We start from the raw sequence: 18223 nt of genomic DNA, 5'->3' as shown, positions 1-18223 counted from the left end.
TGCGCGAACGAATCCGGCCCTAACCGCAAATGGTTATTCCGCGGTCCAGCCACCGTCAATCGAGACGTGTGTGCCGGTGACCTGACGTGCCTCGTCGCTGGCAAGGTAGAGCGACAGGGCGCCGATCTCCTCGGCCTTGACGAATTCGTGCGTCGGCTGGGCCTTGAGGATGACTTCGTTCTTGACCTGCTCCTCGGTCATGCCGCGGGCCTTGGCGGTGTCCGGGATCTGCTTCTCGACAAGCGGGGTCAGGACGTAGCCGGGGCAAATGGCGTTCACCGTCACGCCGAACTCGGCAAGCTCGAGCGCTGCCGTCTTGGTCAAGCCCAATATACCATGTTTTGCCGCGACATAGGCGGATTTGAAGGGTGAGGCGACAAGGCCGTGCGCCGAGGCGATGTTGATGATGCGCCCGTATTTCCTAGCCTTCATCAGCGGAATGGCGGCGCGGATGGTGTGGAAAGAGCTGGAGAGATTGATCGCGATGATCTGATCCCATTTCTCGATCGGGAAATCCTCGATCTTCTCGACATGCTGGATGCCGGCATTATTGACGAGAACATCGACGCTGCCGAAGGTGGAGTTGGCAGTCGCGATCAAATCGGCGATCTCGGCAGGCTTCGTCATATCGGCCGGATGATAGATCACCTTGCCGCCGCCGGAGGCTTCGAGCTTCGTCTTGATCGCATCGATTTCCTCGGGCTTTCCGAAGCCGTTGATGACGACGTTATCGCCCTTGGCGGCGAAGGCGGCCGCGATGGCGAGGCCGATACCGCTTGTGGAACCGGTGACGACAACTGTTCTTGCCATGATCATCTCCTTGGACAGCGCAGCTTCCTGCTGCAGTGCAAAACGATCTCAGCCTAGTCCCAAACCTCCGGATATGGCAATCGCAATGCTGGTGGCCCTTCGGCCATGATGCTGTGAATCGAAAAGTATATCCTTTAGCGAAAAAATTTCGTTTTGCTTTCTTTTCACATTCGTTTTGCTCGCGTATCTGTTGTTTCGGGACGCAACAGGCGGGAGGAGTGCATGAGCGGTTATGTCTTGGCGATCGATCAGGGAACGACGTCGACACGGGCTATCGTTTTCGACGGCAAGATGAAGGTTGCCGGTGTCGGGCAGAAGGAATTCACTCAGCATTATCCGAAGCCGGGCTGGGTAGAGCACGATCCGGAGGAAATCTGGTCCTCTGTCCTCGTCACCGTCCGCAAGGCGATCGAGGCTGCCGGCATCACCGCCAAGGATATTGCAGCCCTCGGCATCACAAATCAGCGCGAGACGGTCGTCGTGTGGGATCGCGAGACCGGCAAGCCGATCCACAATGCCATCGTTTGGCAGGACCGCCGCACGGCGAGCTATTGCGAGAAACTGAAGCGTCAGGACCTGGAAAAGCTCTTCACGCGCCGCACCGGCCTGCTGCTCGATCCCTATTTTTCAGGCACCAAACTGTCCTGGCTGCTCGCCAACGTAAAAGGTGCGCGCGCTCGCGCAGCCAAGGGCAAGCTGTGCTTCGGCACCATCGATACCTTCCTGATCTGGCGTCTGACAGGGGGCAAGAGCTTCGTCACCGATGCCACCAATGCCTCGCGGACGCTGATGTACAATATCGGTGCGAATAAATGGGATGAGGAACTGCTGGAAATCCTGCGCGTTCCCGCTGCCATGCTGCCCGAGGTGAAGGATTGTGCGGCGGATTTCGGCGTCACCGATCCCACGCATTTCGGCGCGGAGATCCCGATCCTCGGCGTTGCCGGCGACCAGCAGGCGGCGACGATCGGCCAGGCCTGCTTCGAACGCGGCATGATGAAATCCACCTATGGCACCGGCTGCTTCGCACTGCTCAACACCGGCGCTGATATGGTGCGGTCGAAAAACCGCCTGCTGACCACCATCGCCTATCGGCTGAATGGCGAGACGACCTATGCGCTCGAAGGCTCGATCTTCATCGCGGGCGCTGCGGTACAATGGCTGCGCGATGGTCTGAAGGCCATCCAGCGCGCTTCGGATTCCGGCGAGCTGGCGGCCAAGGCCGATCCCCTGCAGGAGGTTTATCTGGTGCCGGCCTTCACCGGCCTCGGGGCACCGCATTGGGATCCGGATGCACGTGGCGCGATTTTCGGGCTGACGCGCAATACCGGACCTGAGGAGATCGTCCGGGCGGCACTGGAGGCGGTCTGCTACCAGTCTCGCGATCTCCTGGATGCCATGCATAGAGATTGGCGCAACGGCAACGGGCAGGGGACAGTGCTGCGCGTCGACGGCGGCATGGTCGCTTCCGACTGGACGATGCAGCGGCTTGCCGATCTCCTGAATGCACCGGTCGACCGCCCGACGATCCTTGAAACGACCGCGCTGGGTGCCGCCTGGCTTGCTGGCAGCCGCGCCGGCGTCTGGCCGGATCGCGCCGGTTTTGCCAAAGCCTGGGCGCGAGACAAGCGGTTCGAGCCCGGCATGGATGACAAGACCCGAAACGCGAAGCTCAAAGGCTGGAAGAACGCGGTCTCGCGCACCTTGAGTACACGGCAGGGGTGATCGGCCGTCATCGGCTGCTCACCCCAGGTTATGTCGTGTAAGATTTCTTTATTTTGCTTATATAAGTGCGCGCAGCGATACTCGCCTTGTTCGTGGCGCGGGGAGGATTCCGGGCCGCATTTCGCCGGACCGCGCCTTTTGAGGGCGGACGCCTTCTCAAGAGACGATAAAGCGAATAATGGCTGCTCAATTTTCTGAACTGAAAAAACATTACTACCGGCAGATCAAATATCATCTGACCCGGCCGAAGCCACCGATGCTGGCCGAGCGGTTCGATGGGCCTGTTCTCGTCGTCGGCTCGGCGCCGATTTCGAACAGGCCGGTGGATTTCGATGAGAGCTTCAAGGTCATCACCATCAACGGTTCGCAGACTGTGACGAAGGGCTGGGGGATCGAGGCGCCCGATGTGACGCTCGTCCAGTTCAACCAGATCGAAGGCACCAACACCAATGCCGTCGAGGTGCGACGGGTTCTGAACGGCGAACGGACCAAGATGCTCTACGTTCTGCTCTGGCGGAAAGAGCGCGAGCGGCTGGAAGAGGGTCTGCGGAGGTTCAACTATAGCTACGACAAGCTGGAGATCGTCGATCGCTACAAGCGCATGGCACTGCTCGACCGGGTCGGCGGGGTGAAGTGCAGCGAACTCGGCGCCGACGACAAATGCTCGAACGGCATCAATGCCGTGCTCTTCGCGATCTATAACGGCGCCACCGAAGTGATCATCACCGGCATCAATCCCGATTCCGGCGGGCACGTCTACAATCAGGAAAATCTCGCCCGGCTGCATGTGCGCAAGGATCGCGAGGTTCTCGAACGGCTTTTGGAACGCGGCTATCCGGTGTTCACAAGCGATCCGGCCGTGTCGCAATCCATCGGCCTGCCGTTATGGGCAGGCAAGGCGAAGGCCGGCTGGACAGTTGAAGCCGATGCCAAGGGCAAGCGACCGGCACCGATAACGGCTGAGGCCGTCATCAATTCTTGAGCTAAGGATCCGCCAACGGTCAATCTGCGGCTGACGCTGGTCGTGATTCCGTGCCAAGATCGCTCCATGGAATCACGCAGCCATTCAGACGCCGATCTGATATCGATGCCGCCGCCCTTGCGGCCGGGCGACAAGGTGCGCTTTGTATCCCCAGCAAGCCCGCCCGACAGGGATATGGTTCTGAGGCATGCTGAAATATTGAAAAACTGGGGATTGAACGTCGATTTCGGTGAACACGCTTTTTGCAAACGAGACTATCTTGCCGGGACTGACGAGGAGCGGCTGGCCGATCTCAATACTGCTCTTCGCGATCCAGAGGTACGGGCGATCTTTACGACCCGCGGCGGCAAGGGATCATATCGGATTGCCGACAAACTGGATTTTGCCGCTGTGCGGCGCGACCCGAAATTCGTCATCGGCTTCAGCGACATCACCGCATTGCATCTCAGCCTCCTGAGGAATGGCCATCAGATCGGCATTCATGGAGCCTTCTTTCGCGGGCCGAATGACGATGATGTCAGTCCTTACACGCGCGCAGCATTATGTCGCGCGATGATGACGACCGAAGATATCGTCATCGAAGCTCGTCCCGATGAACCGACCTTCCGTCTGACGACAGGCGGGACGGCCAGAGGGCCGCTGATCGGTGGCAATCTGGATATGGTTGCGACCTCGGCTGGTTGGGCGCTGCCGGATCTGAATGGCGCGGTTCTTTTGCTCGAAGCCGTTAATATGTATCGCGGTCAGGTGGACCGCCAGATGACCATGCTGCGCAAGGCCGGGCATTTGGATGGTTTGGCAGGGGTCGCTGTTGGCCAGTTTACTGACTTCGAGTTCGACCGCCCTTATTCGGTGATCGACATCCTGCGTGAACATCTGACCGAACTGAAAGTGCCGATCCTCGGCGGCCTGCCGCTCGGGCATGGCGATAGCCCGGCAAGCGTTTTTATCGGCGCTATGGCGGAGCTTGATGCGAAGGCCGGTATGCTGGCGATCCGGCGTGGTAACATCTGAGATCCTCTTCGATATTTTTTGACGCAGCCTGTCGGTACGGGTGATATTCCTTCGTCTTTAAAGGGTGAAGGGAATCTCAATGCTTTACGCGATCCTATGCTACAACGACGAAGACACCGTGTTTGCCTGGTCCAAGGAGCAGGAAGACGCGACGATGGCACGGTTGATTGCCGTGCAGGAGCCGCTGGCAAAGGCTGGCAAGCTAGGGCCCGTGGCACGGCTGATGCCGACGACGGCGGCAACGACCCTGCGCAAGGGCAAAAACGAACCGATCGTGATCGACGGTCCCTTCGCGGAAACGAAGGAGCAGTTGCTCGGTTTCTACGTCGTCGATTTCGAAACTTTAGACGAAGCCATCGGTTTTTCGAAGGAGCTTGCCGCGGCCAATCCCGGCGTCGGCTCCTATGAAATCCGGCCGCTTTATGTCTTCCGGCCAGGAGCCGTTGCAACATGACCGACATTGCCTGGATCGACATTGCGCTTACCAACGCCCGACCCCAGGTGATGGGCGCGCTTTTGCGCTATTTCCGCAATCTCGACACCGCCGAGGAGGCCTTTCAGGAGGCCTGCCTCAGGGCCTTGAAGACCTGGCCCGACAAAGGGCCACCGCGCGACCCTGTCGCCTGGCTGATCTTCGTCGGCCGCAACAGCGGCATCGATACGGTGCGCAAGCAGGCCAAATTGCAGAGCCTGCCGGATGAAGAGGCGATCTCCGATACGAGTGATGTGGAGAGTGATCTGGCCGAACGGCTTGATGGCTCCGGATATCGCGACGATATTCTCCGGCTGCTGTTCATCTGCTGCCATCCGGATCTGCCGGCGACGCAGCAGATTGCACTCGCATTGCGCATCGTTTCCGGCCTCTCGGTGCAGCAGATCGCTCGTGCCTTCCTCGTCAGCGAAAGCGCGATGGAGCAGCGCATTACAAGAGCCAAGGCGCGTGTCGCTGCGGCTGGCGTTCCCTTCGAAACACCGGGTGCGGTCGAGCGGAGCGAAAGGCTGGCGCTTGTCAGCGCCATGATCTACCTGATCTACAACGAAGGCTATTCGGCCGGCGGAACCCATCGTGAGGCGGCCGCTTTCGCCGACGAGGCGATCCGGCTTGGCCGGTTGCTGTTGCGAATCTTTCCCTCCGAGCCGGAAACCATGGCGCTGCTGGCACTGATGCTTCTGCAGCAATCGCGCAAAGACGCCAGGTTCGATGCCAATCGACAGATCATCCTTCTGGAAGATCAGGATCGTTCGCTCTGGGATCGGACATTGATCGACGAGGCACTGGCGCTGCTCGACAAGGCGATCCGTCACCGCAAGCCTGGTCCCTATCAGGTGCAGGCGGCGATTGCGGCGCTGCATTCAAGGGCGAAGCGCGCCGCCGATACGGATTGGGAAGAGATCGATCTTCTCTACCAGATGCTGGAGCGGCTGACGCCGTCACCGGTCGTCACACTCAACCGCTCGGTCGCGCTCTCGAAGCTCAAGGGGCCGGAGGCGGCTCTGGCGTTGATTGCGCCGCTGGAAGCGCAGCTCGACAGCTATTTCTATTTTCATGGGGTGAGGGGCGGCCTGCTTGCACAGCTCGGCCGCGCTCAGGAAGCGCGCGTCGCCTTCGACAGAGCGATCGCGCTCGCCCGTTCGCCTGCCGAGGCAGCCCATATCCGTTATCAGCTCGATCGTCTGAGCGCGGATGCTGTTGCCGCGGCAAAATAATCGAAAAATCTGCGTCTTCGCTGTCGGGAAATGACCGTCTCGAACGTCATTCGTGTATGGACCGAGCAGGCCGCGTCAAACAATAAAGAGGAGCAAGATATGACTGAACAGAGCCAACGCCACGAGCTTTCCCTGACCCGCGTCATCGACGCACCACGAGACAAGATCTTCCGTTGCTGGACCGAAGTGGAGCTCTTGAAACAATGGTTCGCACCGCTGCCATGGACGATATCGGCAGCCAGCGTCGACGCTCGATCCGGAGGCTCAAGCTCGATCACCATGCGCAGCCCAGAAGGCGAGGATTATCCGGGCAACGGCGTCTATCTGGAAGTAGTGCCGAATGAGCGGATCGTCTTCACCGATGCCTTCACCAGCGCCTGGGTGCCGTCGGCCAAGCCCTTCATGGTGGTGACGATCCAGCTCGACGAGCTCGACGGTGGCAAGACCCGTTATACCGCCACGGTGCTGCATTGGTCCGCGGAGGATCGCGAGGCGCATGAGAAGATGGGCTTTCATCAGGGATGGGGTCAGTGCGCCGAGCAGCTCGCAGCACTGGCAGCCAAGATCTGAATTTCTGATTCAATTCCGGGGGATGTGACAATGTCTTATGCTGCTGATTCATCTTTGCCTTCGGTCACGCGCGCGCAGCGCGTGACCGGTATGATCCTGAGCGGACTGGTCATCGCCTTCCTGCTGTTCGATGGCGCGATCAAGCTTGTTCCACTTTCGGTCGTCACCGAGACGATGGCGGGGCTTGGTTATTCTGCCGATCCGGCACTTGCGCGGCTGCTCGGCATCATCACGCTCGGCTGCGCCATTCTCTATGCGATCCCGAGAACGTCGGTTCTCGGCGCCATCCTGCTGACGGGCCTGCTCGGTGGGGCGATTGCGACACACTTACGGGTCGGCAGCCCGATCTTCTCGCATCTGCTGTTCGGCGTTTATCTCGGGGTGATCGCCTGGGGCGGACTTTATCTTCGTTATGAAGCGGTTCGGAAAATGATTCCGTTCTTTCAGCGAAGGTTTTGATTTTGGATTCGATTTGGTAAGGCTCGCTCCTTAATAAGGACGGAGCGAGCCATGCCGCAAGTGATCATCGCGCCGGTCAGGCAATCGGATGCGGACGAGCTGATCGCCGCCAATATTGCCAGTCGCGCCTATCATGTGCCCTGGGCCTATCCTTTTCTCGATCGTGACGGTTTCGACGCGTGGTTCGGTCAGACGGTGACGGGGCCGAACATCGGGCTGGTGGCGCGCGACCCCGGTTCGGGCGGCATTGTCGGCGTCGTCAATATCAGTCAGATGGTCTGGGGAGGCTTTCGCAGCGCCTTTCTCGGCTATCACGGCATGGTGGGTTTCGCCGGTCAGGGTTCATGACTGAAGCGGTTCGTCTGGCCGTCGCGCACGCCTTCGATGCGGTGGGCCTGCATCGCGTGGAGGCCAATATCCAGCCGGGCAACCATGCGTCCATTGCGCTGGTCAAACGGCTCGGCTTCCGCAAGGAAGGGTTCTCGCCCAAATATTTGAAAATCGGCGGCGTCTGGTGCGATCATGAACGCTGGGCATTGCTCGCGGACGATCCTCGTTCCTGACCCCTTTCGGATTTCGAAAGCTGCGCTATCTGGCGGAAAACCTCACAAAGACATTGACTGTGCGGAGGGAAGGGGCGAAAGCGACCTTGAGCCTCTCGCCGCACGTTGCCGAGAGTGCGAGGGGTGCCGGAAGCCGTAGATGATCGTTTCGACCGAAGAAGAACTGACCAAACTAAAAGATATCGGCCGCATCTGCGCCAACGCGCTGCAGGCCATGGCCGCGGCACTGGAGCCGGGTATTACGACGCTGGAACTCGACGCGATCGGCCGCAAGGTGCTGGAAGATGCCGGCGCGCAATCGGCGCCGGAACTGGTCTACAAGTTCCCCGGCGCGACCTGCATCAGCGTCAACGAGGAAGTGGCTCATGGCATTCCAGGCCCACGTGTTATCAAGGCGGGCGATCTGGTCAATCTCGATGTATCGGCCGAGAAGGATGGCTTCTTCTCCGATACCGGCGCGTCCTTTACCGTGCCGCCGGTCAAGCCGAAGATCGAGCGCCTTTGCCGCGACGGTAAGAGGGCGCTCTGGGTCGGCCTCAATCAGGTGAAGAGCGGTGCGCCGCTTGCGAAGATCGGGCAGGCGGTCGGCGCCTTCGCGCAGAAGAACCGCTATACTTTGATTGCCAATCTCGCCAGTCATGGCATCGGTCGCTCGCTGCACGAAGAGCCCGCCGAGGTTTCCACCTGGGCGGACCCTTCCGAGACCCGGATCATGGAGGATGGCCTGGTTTTTACGGTCGAGCCATTTCTGTCGCTCGGTGCAACCTGGGCAGAGGGCGGCGACGACGCCTGGACGCTCTATGCCGATCCCCAGGCTCCCACCGTCCAGTACGAACACACGATCATCGCTACCCGCAACGGGCCGGTCATCCTGACATTGCCGGACGCATGAAGCATGTCGTTATCGCAAAACCGCTACGCAGTTTTGCGCGACATGCCGTAGCTCAATCGCCAGCCTTTGGGCTGTCCTCGTCCTTCGTTTCGCCGCGGATGATATCGGCGGCGGCGCGCTCGAGGATTGCCGCGATGCGTGCGCCTTCGGCCTTGCTCCATGGGAACTTCGAGCGAAGCGCGGAACGCAGTAGGTGGCGGGCGCGATGCACATCGCCGCTGCCATGGCGGTCGAACGGATTGTCACGGCCATCCTCGTCTTCACCGCCGAAAACCTCGCGGACGCGGGCCATTTTCTCGCCGATGGACGTGAGCTTGGCGAGCGTCACTTCGACCAGATCACGGTTGTCGTCGACGCGCTTCTGGCCGCTTTCGGTGATGCGGTAGAGCTTTTTCGTGCCGCTCACCTCGACTTCGGCCTGGCCGGTCTCTTCGAGATAAGTCAGCGCCGGGTAGATGACGCCCGGGCTCGGTACATAAAAGCCTCCGGAGCGCTCCTCGAAGGTCTTGATCAGCTCATAGCCGTGACGCGGCTGCTCGGAGAGCAAAGCGAGGATGATGAGCTGCAGGTCGGCCGCATCGAACTTGCGGCCGGTGCGAAACCCGCCGCCGAACATGCCGCCCTTGAAGCCTCTCATGAAGTCTCTCCTGTGCTCGCCGCGCGATTCACGGCCTCGACCGTGTCGTAGGATATATGCCTCGACGATGTCAAAGCCATCTCCGAACATGTGACGATCTCTAAAACCTCTCATATCGTTTCTCCTTGAAGGGTGAGAGTTTATATCGTTAGTCATGTCGTAAGATATATATCGTAAGATAGTTTTCTGCAAGAGGCGAGCTGCGAGATGGGACGATCGCTTGCTGGTTATCATTCAAAAGCGGGAGAGAGTTCATCCAATGGGTGAAAATCCGTTGCTGAACAACTGCATCACGATCGTGGGATAAGCGATTACATCTATGTAAGAATATGTCTTGGCCGGTTGCCGCTCTTGGCGAACTGTCCTAGGCTCGCCACAAATTAACGTCATTTGCGGTTCCAGTCTGAACCCGATCAAGGAAGCCTATCCACCGTGTTCCACTCCTTCTTTCCGCAGCCGAAACCTTTCTTCACGTCAATGGTGGTCTGGACGCTTGCCTGCATTGCGGCCTGGTATCTGTTCTTTTCGGACCTGGGGACACGGCTAGGTTTCGTGTTGCCTGGTGAAGGAAAGGAGCCATACGATCTCAGCTATTTTCTGCTGTGGGGAAATCTCTGGTTTTACGGTTTCTTTCTTGCCTGCATCGTTATCTTCTGTGGTGCTTGGCACATTCGCGCCTGGAGCCACCCCTGGAAGATTTGGTCGCTTTGGGGTTCTGCGCTCATCATCCTGGTTACCTATTTCGGTGTTCAGGTCACCGTAGTTATCAACAATTTTCGCCGCCCCTTCGGCGATCTGCTACAGGCTGCACTCACGAAGCAGCCGGGTGTGACGACTGACAGTTTCTATTCGTTGATGATCATCTTTGCGCAGATCGCGTTCCTCAGCATGTTCGTCTCGATTCTGACGGATTTCTTTACGAGCCACTACATCTTCCGCTGGCGGACGGCGATGAACGACTTCTACATGTCGAAGTGGGAGAAGCTTCGCCATATCGAGGGTGCCTCGCAGCGTGTGCAGGAAGACACAATGCGCTTTTCCAGTGTGCTGGAAGGCCTCGGCATCAGTCTCATCAATTCCGTTATGACGCTGATTGTGTTCCTGCCAATTCTGCTTGCGCTTTCGACCTACGTAACGGAGCTGCCGATTATTGGCAAAATTCCGCATTCACTTTTCTGGCTGGCGCTTTTCTGGTCGATCTTTGGCACCGTTCTACTGGCGGTCGCTGGCATCAAGCTTCCTGGGCTGAATTTCAAGAACCAGCGCGTAGAGGCGGCTTATCGCAAGGAGCTTGTCTATGGTGAGGATCACGAAGAGCGGGCACAGCCCACGACGGTGAAGGAGCTTTTCGCCAACGTTCGGCGCAATTATTTCCGCATCTACTTCCACTACGTTGATTTCAACGTCGCGCGCTATTTCTATCTGCAGGCCGATACGATGTTCGTATTGTTCATGCTGGTGCCGACCTTCGTTGCCGGTGCGATCACATACGGTATATATCAGCAGATCGCGACTGCCTTCGGTCAGGTCAGCAATTCCTTCCAATACCTCGTCAATTCTTGGACGACGATCATCGAGCTTCTGTCGATTCACAAGCGTCTGAAGGCTTTCGAGGCAGCGATCGACGATGAGCCGTTACCGAAGATCGATCAAACCTATCTGGAACGCGAAGCGGGCGTCATCCACGCCGACGGCTGATGAGAAGGCTCCGTAGACTTTTCGTTGGTTAGAATATTCGGGCCATCCTCGCCTTCGACAAGCTCAGGGTGAGGATGGAGCGCGTTATTGCGTGAAGCCAATTCAATATTCAGCCTTCTGCAGGAGGCGTCCTCATGGTGAGGCCGCCTGAAAGGCCGTCTCGAACCACGAGGGCTTCGTCCGATTGCCCTCACCCCTGCTGCGGCTTGCCTCTTGCCGCAATCAATGGAATCGCTTCAGAATAGCTGACGCAGGCGACATCCTGCTTGTGGCAGACATCGCTGACGAAGCGGTCGAGGGCGCGCCAATAGGCGCCGTCATTCATTTCGACGAAATGGAAACCGAGCTGCAGCGGAATGCGCTCGCCGTCATACTGCTTGTTGAAGGCGGCTTCGAAGGCATCGAAGGTGCGGCCTTCATAGGTCTTGGCATTGGCCTTGTCTTCTACGCCCCTGGAGTGGCGGACATAGAGATTGTAGTCCATGCCGATGACCTGGCGATGTTCGGGACCTTCGGGGATCAGTGGCAGACCGAAGCGATAGATGCCGTCGACGACCTGCGGCAGTGCAGGGCCTTTGGTGACCAGGCTTGCATCATACTGGAAACCCATCTCCTTTTCCGCTGGCACGAGGCCATCGCTGGTGGAGAGATAGGGCGCGCGAAATCCCTTGACGTCGTTCGTCGCGAAATCTTCCCAACCCTGGGGCTCCTTGTCGGCAAGGCCAACATTCTTCCAGGCGTCGCGAAGCGCGATCCGCGCATTCATGAATTCCTGTTTCCAGTCAGCAGCACTCCAGCCCTTGCCGTCAAAATGGCCGCAGGCATGGCTTGAGATGTCGTGGCCTTCCTGATGCGCGCCCCAGATATTGGCGATGCGCGTGCGCACATCATCCTCGCTCTTGGCGAAGCCGACATTCGATTTGCCCGGCCGCTGCTTCGGCCCCTGGTAGGCCTTGGCCTGCGTCTTGTTCATCAGGAAAGTGCAGGACAGAAAGTAAGTGAAATGCGCGCCATTGCGCGAAGCGATCTCGCGGCTCTTGGTCCAGAGCGCATTGTCATGAGCACCATCGAAGGAGATCATGACGAGTTGCTTGGGCTTGTCATCGGCCTGGGCGGCGACGGGAAGCCCTAAGGAAATGGCGACGGAGAGACAGGTAGCAAAGCGAAACATGGGTACCGAATATTGATTGCGTCGAGCAAGGCTTGCCAGGAATCGTCCAGCGATATCGGATAGCGCGCTCAGGATCGCTTCCTTCCTTTCGCGCAATTGCGGCGAAGCTGCGGTGATGCTGGCATTTTTTTGCGGCAGCCGATAAGGATGTGACTACAAGACCATAAAGGATTTCATCCATGGCATTGCTCGTTCTCGGCATTGTTCTCTTTCTCGGCCTCCATCTGGTCCGTGTTGTTGCCCCCGGCCTCAGACGCTCGATGATCGCGCGTTTGGGTGAGGGCGGTTGGAAGGGTGCCTATTCGATTGCCAGCATCGTGGCGCTGGTCATTCTGATCTACGGTTTCGGTCAGGCGCGCGACATGACCCCGATCTGGACGCCGCCGTTCTGGATGAGCCACATCACCATCCTGCTGATGCTCTTCGCCCTGATCTGTCTTGTCGCCTCGCTGCTGCCGGCGGGGCATATCGCGGTCAGGACCAAGCATCCGATGGTGCTGTCGGTGAAGATCTGGGCGTTGGCGCATCTCCTGTCGAATGGTGATGGAGCGGCGATATTGCTCTTTGCCGCCTTCCTCTGCTGGGGCGTAATTCTGCGCATTTCGCTGAAACGGCGCGAGCGGGCCGGCGAAATTACCCCGCGTCCGTTCGTTTCGGCGAAATATGATCTTTATGCGATCGTCATCGGCGTTATTGTCTGGGCCTTGATCATTTGGAAGCTTCATGCGTGGATTATCGGGGTTTCGCCGCTCGTTATGTGACGATTTCTGCCATTCCCCCTTACATCAGCCGCAAAATGGAGTAGAAGGCCCCACTAAACCTAAGCTTTGAACTATTTGGCCTGGGCCGGAGACAAGAATGGCATTCAATGACGATAGCTTCATCCGCGAGGTGAACGAGGAACTGCGCTCGGACCAGCTGCGGTTCATATGGCGTCGTTTCGGCAAGCTCATCATCGGTGCTGCCGTGCTCGTCGTCCTTGGCACCGCAGCCTATAGCGGCTATCGCTATTGGGCCGGCAATCAGGCCGGCAGCGGTGGCGATCAGTTCATTGCCGCGCTGACGCTGGCCGATCAGAACAAGACGGATGAAGCGCTGGCCGCATTCGCCGCCATCGAAAAGAGCGGCCCCGGCTCCTATCCGGTGCTGGCCCGCCTGCGCGCCGCGACGCTGCAGGCACAGAAGGGGGACAAGGCCGCTGCCATCGCCACCTTCTCGGCGGTCGGCAAGCAGACGGACCTTCCGGTCGTTATCCGTAATGCGGCCCGCCTGCGTGCTGCCTACCTTCTCGTCGATACCGGCACCTACGATCAGGTCGCCGCCGAAGCCCAGGAACTGGCCGTCCCCGCCGACGCCTTCCGCCATTCGGCGCGCGACGTTCTCGGCCTTGCCGCTTACAAGGCCGGCGATTTCGCCAAGGCCCGGCAGTGGTTCCAGGCGATCGTCGACGATCCGCAGAGCCCGCGCAATGTTGCCAACCGTGCCCAGATGCTGCTCGATCTCATCACTGCATCCGGCAAGGCTCCGGTCGCAAAAGGCTGAAGGATCGCTCAATGAGTTTTACGGTCGCGATCGTCGGTCGCCCGAATGTCGGCAAGTCCACGCTGTTCAACCGGCTGGTTGGCAAGAAGCTGGCGCTCGTCGACGATACGCCGGGCGTCACGCGTGACCGTCGTCCCGGCGATGCCAAGCTGATCGATCTCCGTTTTCGCATCGTCGACACCGCCGGTCTTGAAGAGGCTCAGGATGAATCGCTTCAGGGCCGTATGCGCGCCCAGACGGAGGCGGCGATCGACGAAGCCGACCTGACGCTGTTCGTCGTCGATGCCAAGATGGGCCTGACGCATGTCGACAAGACGCTTGCCGAAATGCTGCGCAAGCGCGGCCGGCCCGTGGTGCTGGTTGCCAACAAATCCGAAGCGCGTGGTTCCGACAGCGGATTCTACGATGCCTATACGCTCGGTCTCGGCGAACCTTGCCCGATCTCGGCCGAACACGGCCAGGGCATGATGGATCTGCGCGACGCGATCGTCGAGGCGATCGGGCCTGAGCGCGCCTTCGGGGAAGAGGAAGATGAGGCGGAGACGAATGTCAGCATTCCACGTCCTGCCGTCGGCGAAGATGGCGAAGAGATCGACGAAGAGCCCGCCTATGACGAGACGCGCCCGTTGCGCGTGGCGATTGTTGGCCGTCCGAATGCCGGTAAGTCGACGCTCATCAACCGCTTCCTTGGCGAAGACAGGCTGCTGACCGGCCCGGAAGCTGGCATCACCCGCGATTCCATCTCCGTCGACTGGAGCTGGCGGGGCCGTACCGTCAAAATGTTCGATACCGCCGGAATGCGCCGCAAGGCGAAGGTCACGGAGAAGCTGGAGAAGCTCTCGGTTGCCGACACGCTGCGCGCCATCCGTTTCGCCGAAACCGTCGTTATCGTCTTTGATGCGACCATTCCCTTCGAGAAGCAGGATCTGCAGATCGTCGATCTCGTGATCCGCGAGGGGCGTGCCGCCGTGCTTGCCTTCAACAAGTGGGACATGATCGAGGATCGCCAAGCCGTGCTCGCCGATCTGCGCGAAAAGACCGACCGGTTATTGCCGCAGGCGCGGGGCATTCGCGCCATACCGATTGCCGGCCAGACGGGCGAGGGGCTTGATCGCCTGATGCAGGCGATCGTCGATACGGACAAGGTCTGGAACAAGCGCGTCTCGACCGCGCGCCTCAACCGCTGGCTCGAGACGCAGCAGGTTCAGCATCCGCCACCGGCCGTTTCCGGCCGCCGCATCAAGCTGAAATACATGACGCAGGTAAAGGCGCGGCCGCCGGCCTTCATGATTTCCTGCACCCGTTCGGATGCGCTGCCGGAATCCTATGTGCGCTATCTGATCAATGGCCTTCGTCAGGACTTCTCCATGCCGGGCGTGCCCATCCGCATTCATTTCCGCTCGTCGGAAAATCCCTACGAAAACAAAAAGAAGCGGTAACTCGCCGAAGCGCCCCATCGAGAGATGGGCGCGCTTCAATCAGGCGGCATTCCTGCTGAGCGCCTCGCGCAACGTCGTGATTTCCGCCTTCAGCCGTGCGAGTTCGTCCACTGTTTGCTCGGTGGCGTCGAGAATGCAAGGGGGAACGGTTGCGGCCTTCTTCTTCAGGGCCTTGCCTTCACTGGTCAGTTGAATCAGCACTTGGCGCTCATCTTCCTTGCTGCGGATGCGCTTGATGAAGCCGGCTGCTTCCAGGCGCTTCAAGAGCGGTGTCAGCGTGCTTGATTCCAGAAACAGCTTTTCACCGATGCCGCCAACGGTCTGGCTGTCTTCCTCCCATAGTGTCACCATGACGAGATATTGCGGATAGGTAAGATTGAGCGCGTCCAGCATCGGCTTATAGAGACGATTCATCGCATGGTTCGCCGAATAGAGCGCGAAGCAGATGAAGTTATCCAGCTTTAACGGGTCGTCGGTCATCTCAAGTACTCCCTGAGAGGTCTAATGTAGATCGTGCGATAAATAATTGTACACCCAAATTTATGCCTGAGCTACGGGTTTCTTCCGTTTTTGGAAAGGCAGCTGCTGAGGCTCTGGCGAGGCACGGTCTTTTCGGGTCGATCAATGCCGTGGTGATCGAGTGCCATAAATGGTGGTCCAAAGATAAGAATCAAATGACATTCTTCGCGCCATTGCTCGATGTGGGCTTCATCGTGCTGGATAAGACGCAGCTATCCGATTCTCATGCAGGGCTATGCTATGCCGTCAGGGCAGCGCGGTGATCGTTGACGGCATGTAAGGCCGGAGCTGCAACTTCACTGATGGTGCCGATCGTTTGGGGACTCAATGCCTGTTGTGGACGTGCAGCCGGCCTCGGTGATTGGCAATTCTGACATTGCCGATAAATTGCGCCGTCGCCGCCTCCCAGGAATAGTTGAGTGCCAGCGTGTGTGCGGCATCGCGGGAGCAAGAGAGTGCGGCGAGGCAGGCCGTTGCTAGATCGGCATCTACAACGCCGGCAGCCCTGTTTCCTCCCAGAATATCCGCGGGGCCGGTGACGGGGTAGGCGGCGACCGGAACGCCGCTTGCGAGCGCTTCCAGAATGGCGTTGCCAAAGGTGTCGGTCTTGGACGGGAAGACGAAGACGTCGGCCTGCGAATAGGCATGCGCCAGTTCCTCGCCGAATTTCGCGCCAAGAAAATGGACATCAGGGTAGAGCTTCTGCAGTTCGGCCCGGGCGGGGCCATCGCCCACCACCACTTTCGATCCGGGCAGGTCGAGATCGAGGAAGGCGGGCAGGTTCTTCTCCAGCGCGACGCGGCCGACAGTCATGAAGATGGGACGGGGCAGGCCGAAGGGGGCGTCGTCCTGAGGCTGCGGTCGAAACAGCGAGGAGTCGATGCCGCGGCTCCAGGGCAGCAGGTTGCGGATGCCACGCTGCTTGAGTTCGGTTGCCAGACTTGGCGTTGCTACCATGCAGCCATAGCCCGCATTGTGAAACCATTTGACGAAGGCATAGAGCCAACTCTCCGGTATCGGCAAGCGAGCAGCGACATATTCAGGAAAGCGGGTGTGGTAGCTGGTCGAAAACGGCATGCCGTTTCTCAGGCACCAGCGCCTGGCCGTAAGCCCGAGGGGACCCTCCGTAGCGATGTGGACATAAGTTGGCCGGAGTGCTTCTATTCTTGCGGCGATCTTGCGGTAGCTGGCGATCGAAAGCCGGATTTCCGGGTAGGTCGGGCAGGGGATATTACGAAAGCCGTCCGGCGTGATCATCGAGACCTCGACGCCCATGCGCGTCAGTTCCCGATTGGTGTTCTCGATGGAGCGGACGACGCCGTTGACCTGTGGATGCCAGGCATCGCTGACGATGAGCAGCCGTTCGGGTACTGCGACAGGTGTCGCCGCCTGCGTCCAGGTGGTTTGATCGATGTCTGACAAGCGTTGCAACATGCCCAAAACAGTCCATCCGCACCGCATCCTCATGATGACGGTGCCAGCGATTGCGGTGTTTCAAACATGATTCCCGCGCCCACTCTATTGTGGGGGGTGTCCATGATGGAAATATTACAGCGTTTAGCGGATGGACTTCAGCTTCTCGGGCGAGACGAGCGCACCGTATTCCTGAATGACCTTTGCCGCGATCTTGGCTGCGAAGCCGGCGGCAGCGACCGCATCCTGATGCTGCAGATAGTGAGCCAGAAATGCGCCATTGAAGCTGTCGCCGGCGCTGGTGGTGTCGACGACCTTGGCGACCTTGACCGCCGGGACGAGGGTCTCATCGGTACCATCGCCGATGGTCGCGCCCTCGGCGCCGTTCTTGACGACGATCATCTGGGCTCCGTACTGCCGGTAACGGCGGATGGTGGCGGGAATCGAATCGTCGCCGAAATGCACGGCTTCATCATCGAAGCTCGGCATGACGAGCGTTGCGGCGCGCGCGCCTTCCGAAATCATGGTGTGCATGGCGTCGAGGCTGGACCACAGGCGAGGGCGCAGGTTCGGATCGAAGGCAACCAGCTTGCCGGCAGCCTTGGCGCGACGCAGTTCTGCGAGCAGCGTGAAGGCATCTTCGCGCGGCAGGATCGCCAGCGTGATGCCTGAGAAATAAAGGACGTCGGAGGCTTCGATTGCAGCGCGCAGGGCATCGCCATCGGCCGCAAGCTGGCGGGCGGCTGAGCTATCGCGCCAGTAACTGAAGGAGCGTTCGCCATCCTTCAAATTGATCATGTAGAGGCCGGGAGTCTTGCCGCGCAGGCGGCGGATGCTCGCCGTGCCGATGCCGGCGCCGCCCATGAAGGCGATCATTTCGTCGGACATGGCATCGTCGCCGAGGGCGGTGAAATAATCGATCGACCAGTCGGCCGGCAAGCAGGCGCGGGCATACCAGGCGGTGTTGAAGGTGTCGCCGGCAAAGCCCTTGCGCAGGTGCCCGTCATCGGCTTGCGACAATTCCACCATGCATTCGCCGATCGATAGAAAACGCCCGCCCAAGACTGCCTCCTGCATTTTGT

General features: G+C 59.3%; 20 protein-coding genes. 14 read left to right on the top strand and 6 right to left on the bottom strand.

Translation table 11 applies throughout. The features are described from left to right. Positions 1-33: 33 nt before the first annotated feature. Positions 34-810 carry a 3-hydroxybutyrate dehydrogenase gene (locus tag AC13QY_RS10700; RefSeq protein ID WP_113351804.1) on the bottom strand — a complete coding sequence of 259 codons (777 nt, stop codon included), beginning with the start codon at positions 808-810 and terminating at the stop codon, positions 34-36. A gap of 222 nt (positions 811-1032) precedes the next feature. Here AC13QY_RS10700 and glpK point away from each other — a divergent pair, with 222 nt between their 5' ends. From glpK to map, 10 genes are all read left to right on the top strand, one after another. Then, positions 1033-2535, top strand: coding sequence for a glycerol kinase GlpK (gene glpK, locus AC13QY_RS10695; RefSeq protein WP_113395406.1), 1503 nt, complete (start codon positions 1033-1035; stop codon positions 2533-2535). Positions 2536-2713: 178 nt separating this feature from the next. Next, complete coding sequence (locus AC13QY_RS10690; RefSeq protein ID WP_113395405.1) at positions 2714-3517, top strand: membrane-anchored protein; 804 nt, start codon at positions 2714-2716, stop codon at positions 3515-3517. A 66-nt stretch (positions 3518-3583) separates the two neighbouring features. Continuing rightward, on the top strand, positions 3584-4531 hold the full coding sequence (locus AC13QY_RS10685; RefSeq protein WP_233789747.1) for a S66 peptidase family protein: 948 nt from the start codon (positions 3584-3586) through the stop codon (positions 4529-4531). 79 nt (positions 4532-4610) lie between these two features. Further along, on the top strand, positions 4611-4985 hold the full coding sequence (locus AC13QY_RS10680; protein ID WP_015340707.1) for a YciI family protein: 375 nt from the start codon (positions 4611-4613) through the stop codon (positions 4983-4985). Next, positions 4982-6238, top strand: coding sequence for an RNA polymerase sigma factor (locus tag AC13QY_RS10675; RefSeq protein ID WP_113395404.1), 1257 nt, complete (start codon positions 4982-4984; stop codon positions 6236-6238). Before AC13QY_RS10680 ends, AC13QY_RS10675 begins: the two co-directional genes overlap by 4 nt. A 99-nt stretch (positions 6239-6337) precedes the next feature. Further along, positions 6338-6808 (top strand): SRPBCC family protein, encoded by a 471-nt coding sequence (locus tag AC13QY_RS10670; protein WP_113352031.1) that lies wholly within the window; start codon positions 6338-6340, stop codon positions 6806-6808. Between the two features lie 30 nt (positions 6809-6838). Further along, positions 6839-7267: a DoxX family protein gene (locus AC13QY_RS10665; protein WP_488493437.1), complete on the top strand. Its 429-nt coding sequence runs from the start codon at positions 6839-6841 to the stop codon at positions 7265-7267. 51 nt (positions 7268-7318) lie between these two features. Next, entirely contained in the window at positions 7319-7615 is a 297-nt protein-coding gene (locus AC13QY_RS10660; protein WP_233789748.1) for a hypothetical protein, read from the top strand. After that, on the top strand, positions 7612-7830 hold the full coding sequence (locus tag AC13QY_RS10655) for a GNAT family N-acetyltransferase (RefSeq protein WP_233789749.1): 219 nt from the start codon (positions 7612-7614) through the stop codon (positions 7828-7830). Before AC13QY_RS10660 ends, AC13QY_RS10655 begins: the two co-directional genes overlap by 4 nt. Before the next feature lie 139 nt (positions 7831-7969). Further along, on the top strand, positions 7970-8722 hold the full coding sequence (map, locus tag AC13QY_RS10650) for a type I methionyl aminopeptidase (RefSeq protein ID WP_112720880.1): 753 nt from the start codon (positions 7970-7972) through the stop codon (positions 8720-8722). A gap of 52 nt (positions 8723-8774) precedes the next feature. On the opposite strand, the gene AC13QY_RS10645 is transcribed toward map, so the two are convergent. Next, on the bottom strand, positions 8775-9359 hold the full coding sequence (locus AC13QY_RS10645; protein WP_113388982.1) for a PadR family transcriptional regulator: 585 nt from the start codon (positions 9357-9359) through the stop codon (positions 8775-8777). A 432-nt stretch (positions 9360-9791) separates the two neighbouring features. Here AC13QY_RS10645 and sbmA point away from each other — a divergent pair, with 432 nt between their 5' ends. Then, entirely contained in the window at positions 9792-11057 is a 1266-nt protein-coding gene (gene sbmA, locus AC13QY_RS10640; protein ID WP_488493436.1) for a peptide antibiotic transporter SbmA, read from the top strand. A 190-nt stretch (positions 11058-11247) separates the two neighbouring features. Here the strand turns inward: sbmA and AC13QY_RS10635 are convergent, their stop codons facing one another. Next, complete coding sequence (locus AC13QY_RS10635) at positions 11248-12228, bottom strand: polysaccharide deacetylase family protein (protein ID WP_488493435.1); 981 nt, start codon at positions 12226-12228, stop codon at positions 11248-11250. Positions 12229-12407: 179 nt separating this feature from the next. Between AC13QY_RS10635 and AC13QY_RS10630 the strand changes: the two genes are divergently transcribed. The 3 genes from AC13QY_RS10630 (at position 12408) to der (ending at position 15209) form a co-directional block, all read left to right on the top strand. After that, the gene (locus AC13QY_RS10630; RefSeq protein ID WP_152092603.1) at positions 12408-12989 is read left to right on the top strand and encodes an NnrU family protein; all 582 of its coding nucleotides are present in this window, start codon (positions 12408-12410) and stop codon (positions 12987-12989) included. A 97-nt stretch (positions 12990-13086) separates the two neighbouring features. Beyond that, complete coding sequence (locus AC13QY_RS10625) at positions 13087-13770, top strand: tetratricopeptide repeat protein (protein ID WP_095435471.1); 684 nt, start codon at positions 13087-13089, stop codon at positions 13768-13770. A gap of 11 nt (positions 13771-13781) precedes the next feature. Next, on the top strand, positions 13782-15209 hold the full coding sequence (der, locus tag AC13QY_RS10620) for a ribosome biogenesis GTPase Der (protein WP_113332185.1): 1428 nt from the start codon (positions 13782-13784) through the stop codon (positions 15207-15209). 39 nt (positions 15210-15248) lie between these two features. Here der and AC13QY_RS10615 read toward each other — a convergent pair whose 3' ends face one another. The 3 genes from AC13QY_RS10615 to AC13QY_RS10605 all read right to left on the bottom strand — a co-directional run bounded on the left by AC13QY_RS10615 (position 15249) and on the right by AC13QY_RS10605 (position 18203). Beyond that, positions 15249-15689, bottom strand: coding sequence for a MarR family winged helix-turn-helix transcriptional regulator (locus tag AC13QY_RS10615; RefSeq protein WP_152092604.1), 441 nt, complete (start codon positions 15687-15689; stop codon positions 15249-15251). 363 nt (positions 15690-16052) lie between these two features. Continuing rightward, complete coding sequence (locus tag AC13QY_RS10610) at positions 16053-17162, bottom strand: glycosyltransferase family 4 protein (protein WP_152092605.1); 1110 nt, start codon at positions 17160-17162, stop codon at positions 16053-16055. 123 nt (positions 17163-17285) lie between these two features. Then, a complete protein-coding gene (locus tag AC13QY_RS10605) occupies positions 17286-18203 on the bottom strand; it encodes a sugar kinase (protein ID WP_152092606.1) in 918 nt (305 codons plus the stop codon). Positions 18204-18223: the final 20 nt, after the last annotated feature.

The organism is Martinezella sp. CNPSo 3795 (assembly GCF_057784475.1).
The sequence above is the reverse complement of the archived record's forward strand: the minus strand, read 5'-3'. Positions and strand labels throughout refer to the sequence as shown.

Bases quoted from the DNA above. Each gene is read 5' to 3' on its own strand.
- AC13QY_RS10700 (WP_113351804.1), bottom strand. From the start codon at position 810: ATGGCAAGAACAGTTGTCGTCACCGGTTCCACAAGCGGTATCGGCCTC.
- glpK (WP_113395406.1), top strand. From the start codon at position 1,033: ATGAGCGGTTATGTCTTGGCGATCGATCAGGGAACGACGTCGACACGG.
- AC13QY_RS10690 (WP_113395405.1), top strand. From the start codon at position 2,714: ATGGCTGCTCAATTTTCTGAACTGAAAAAACATTACTACCGGCAGATC.
- AC13QY_RS10685 (WP_233789747.1), top strand. From the start codon at position 3,584: ATGGAATCACGCAGCCATTCAGACGCCGATCTGATATCGATGCCGCCG.
- AC13QY_RS10680 (WP_015340707.1), top strand. From the start codon at position 4,611: ATGCTTTACGCGATCCTATGCTACAACGACGAAGACACCGTGTTTGCC.
- AC13QY_RS10675 (WP_113395404.1), top strand. From the start codon at position 4,982: ATGACCGACATTGCCTGGATCGACATTGCGCTTACCAACGCCCGACCC.
- AC13QY_RS10670 (WP_113352031.1), top strand. From the start codon at position 6,338: ATGACTGAACAGAGCCAACGCCACGAGCTTTCCCTGACCCGCGTCATC.
- AC13QY_RS10665 (WP_488493437.1), top strand. From the start codon at position 6,839: ATGTCTTATGCTGCTGATTCATCTTTGCCTTCGGTCACGCGCGCGCAG.
- AC13QY_RS10660 (WP_233789748.1), top strand. From the start codon at position 7,319: ATGCCGCAAGTGATCATCGCGCCGGTCAGGCAATCGGATGCGGACGAG.
- AC13QY_RS10655 (WP_233789749.1), top strand. From the start codon at position 7,612: ATGACTGAAGCGGTTCGTCTGGCCGTCGCGCACGCCTTCGATGCGGTG.
- map (WP_112720880.1), top strand. From the start codon at position 7,970: ATGATCGTTTCGACCGAAGAAGAACTGACCAAACTAAAAGATATCGGC.
- AC13QY_RS10645 (WP_113388982.1), bottom strand. From the start codon at position 9,359: ATGAGAGGCTTCAAGGGCGGCATGTTCGGCGGCGGGTTTCGCACCGGC.
- AC13QY_RS10635 (WP_488493435.1), bottom strand. From the start codon at position 12,228: ATGTTTCGCTTTGCTACCTGTCTCTCCGTCGCCATTTCCTTAGGGCTT.
- AC13QY_RS10630 (WP_152092603.1), top strand. From the start codon at position 12,408: ATGGCATTGCTCGTTCTCGGCATTGTTCTCTTTCTCGGCCTCCATCTG.
- AC13QY_RS10625 (WP_095435471.1), top strand. From the start codon at position 13,087: ATGGCATTCAATGACGATAGCTTCATCCGCGAGGTGAACGAGGAACTG.
- der (WP_113332185.1), top strand. From the start codon at position 13,782: ATGAGTTTTACGGTCGCGATCGTCGGTCGCCCGAATGTCGGCAAGTCC.
- AC13QY_RS10615 (WP_152092604.1), bottom strand. From the start codon at position 15,689: ATGACCGACGACCCGTTAAAGCTGGATAACTTCATCTGCTTCGCGCTC.
- AC13QY_RS10610 (WP_152092605.1), bottom strand. From the start codon at position 17,162: ATGTTGCAACGCTTGTCAGACATCGATCAAACCACCTGGACGCAGGCG.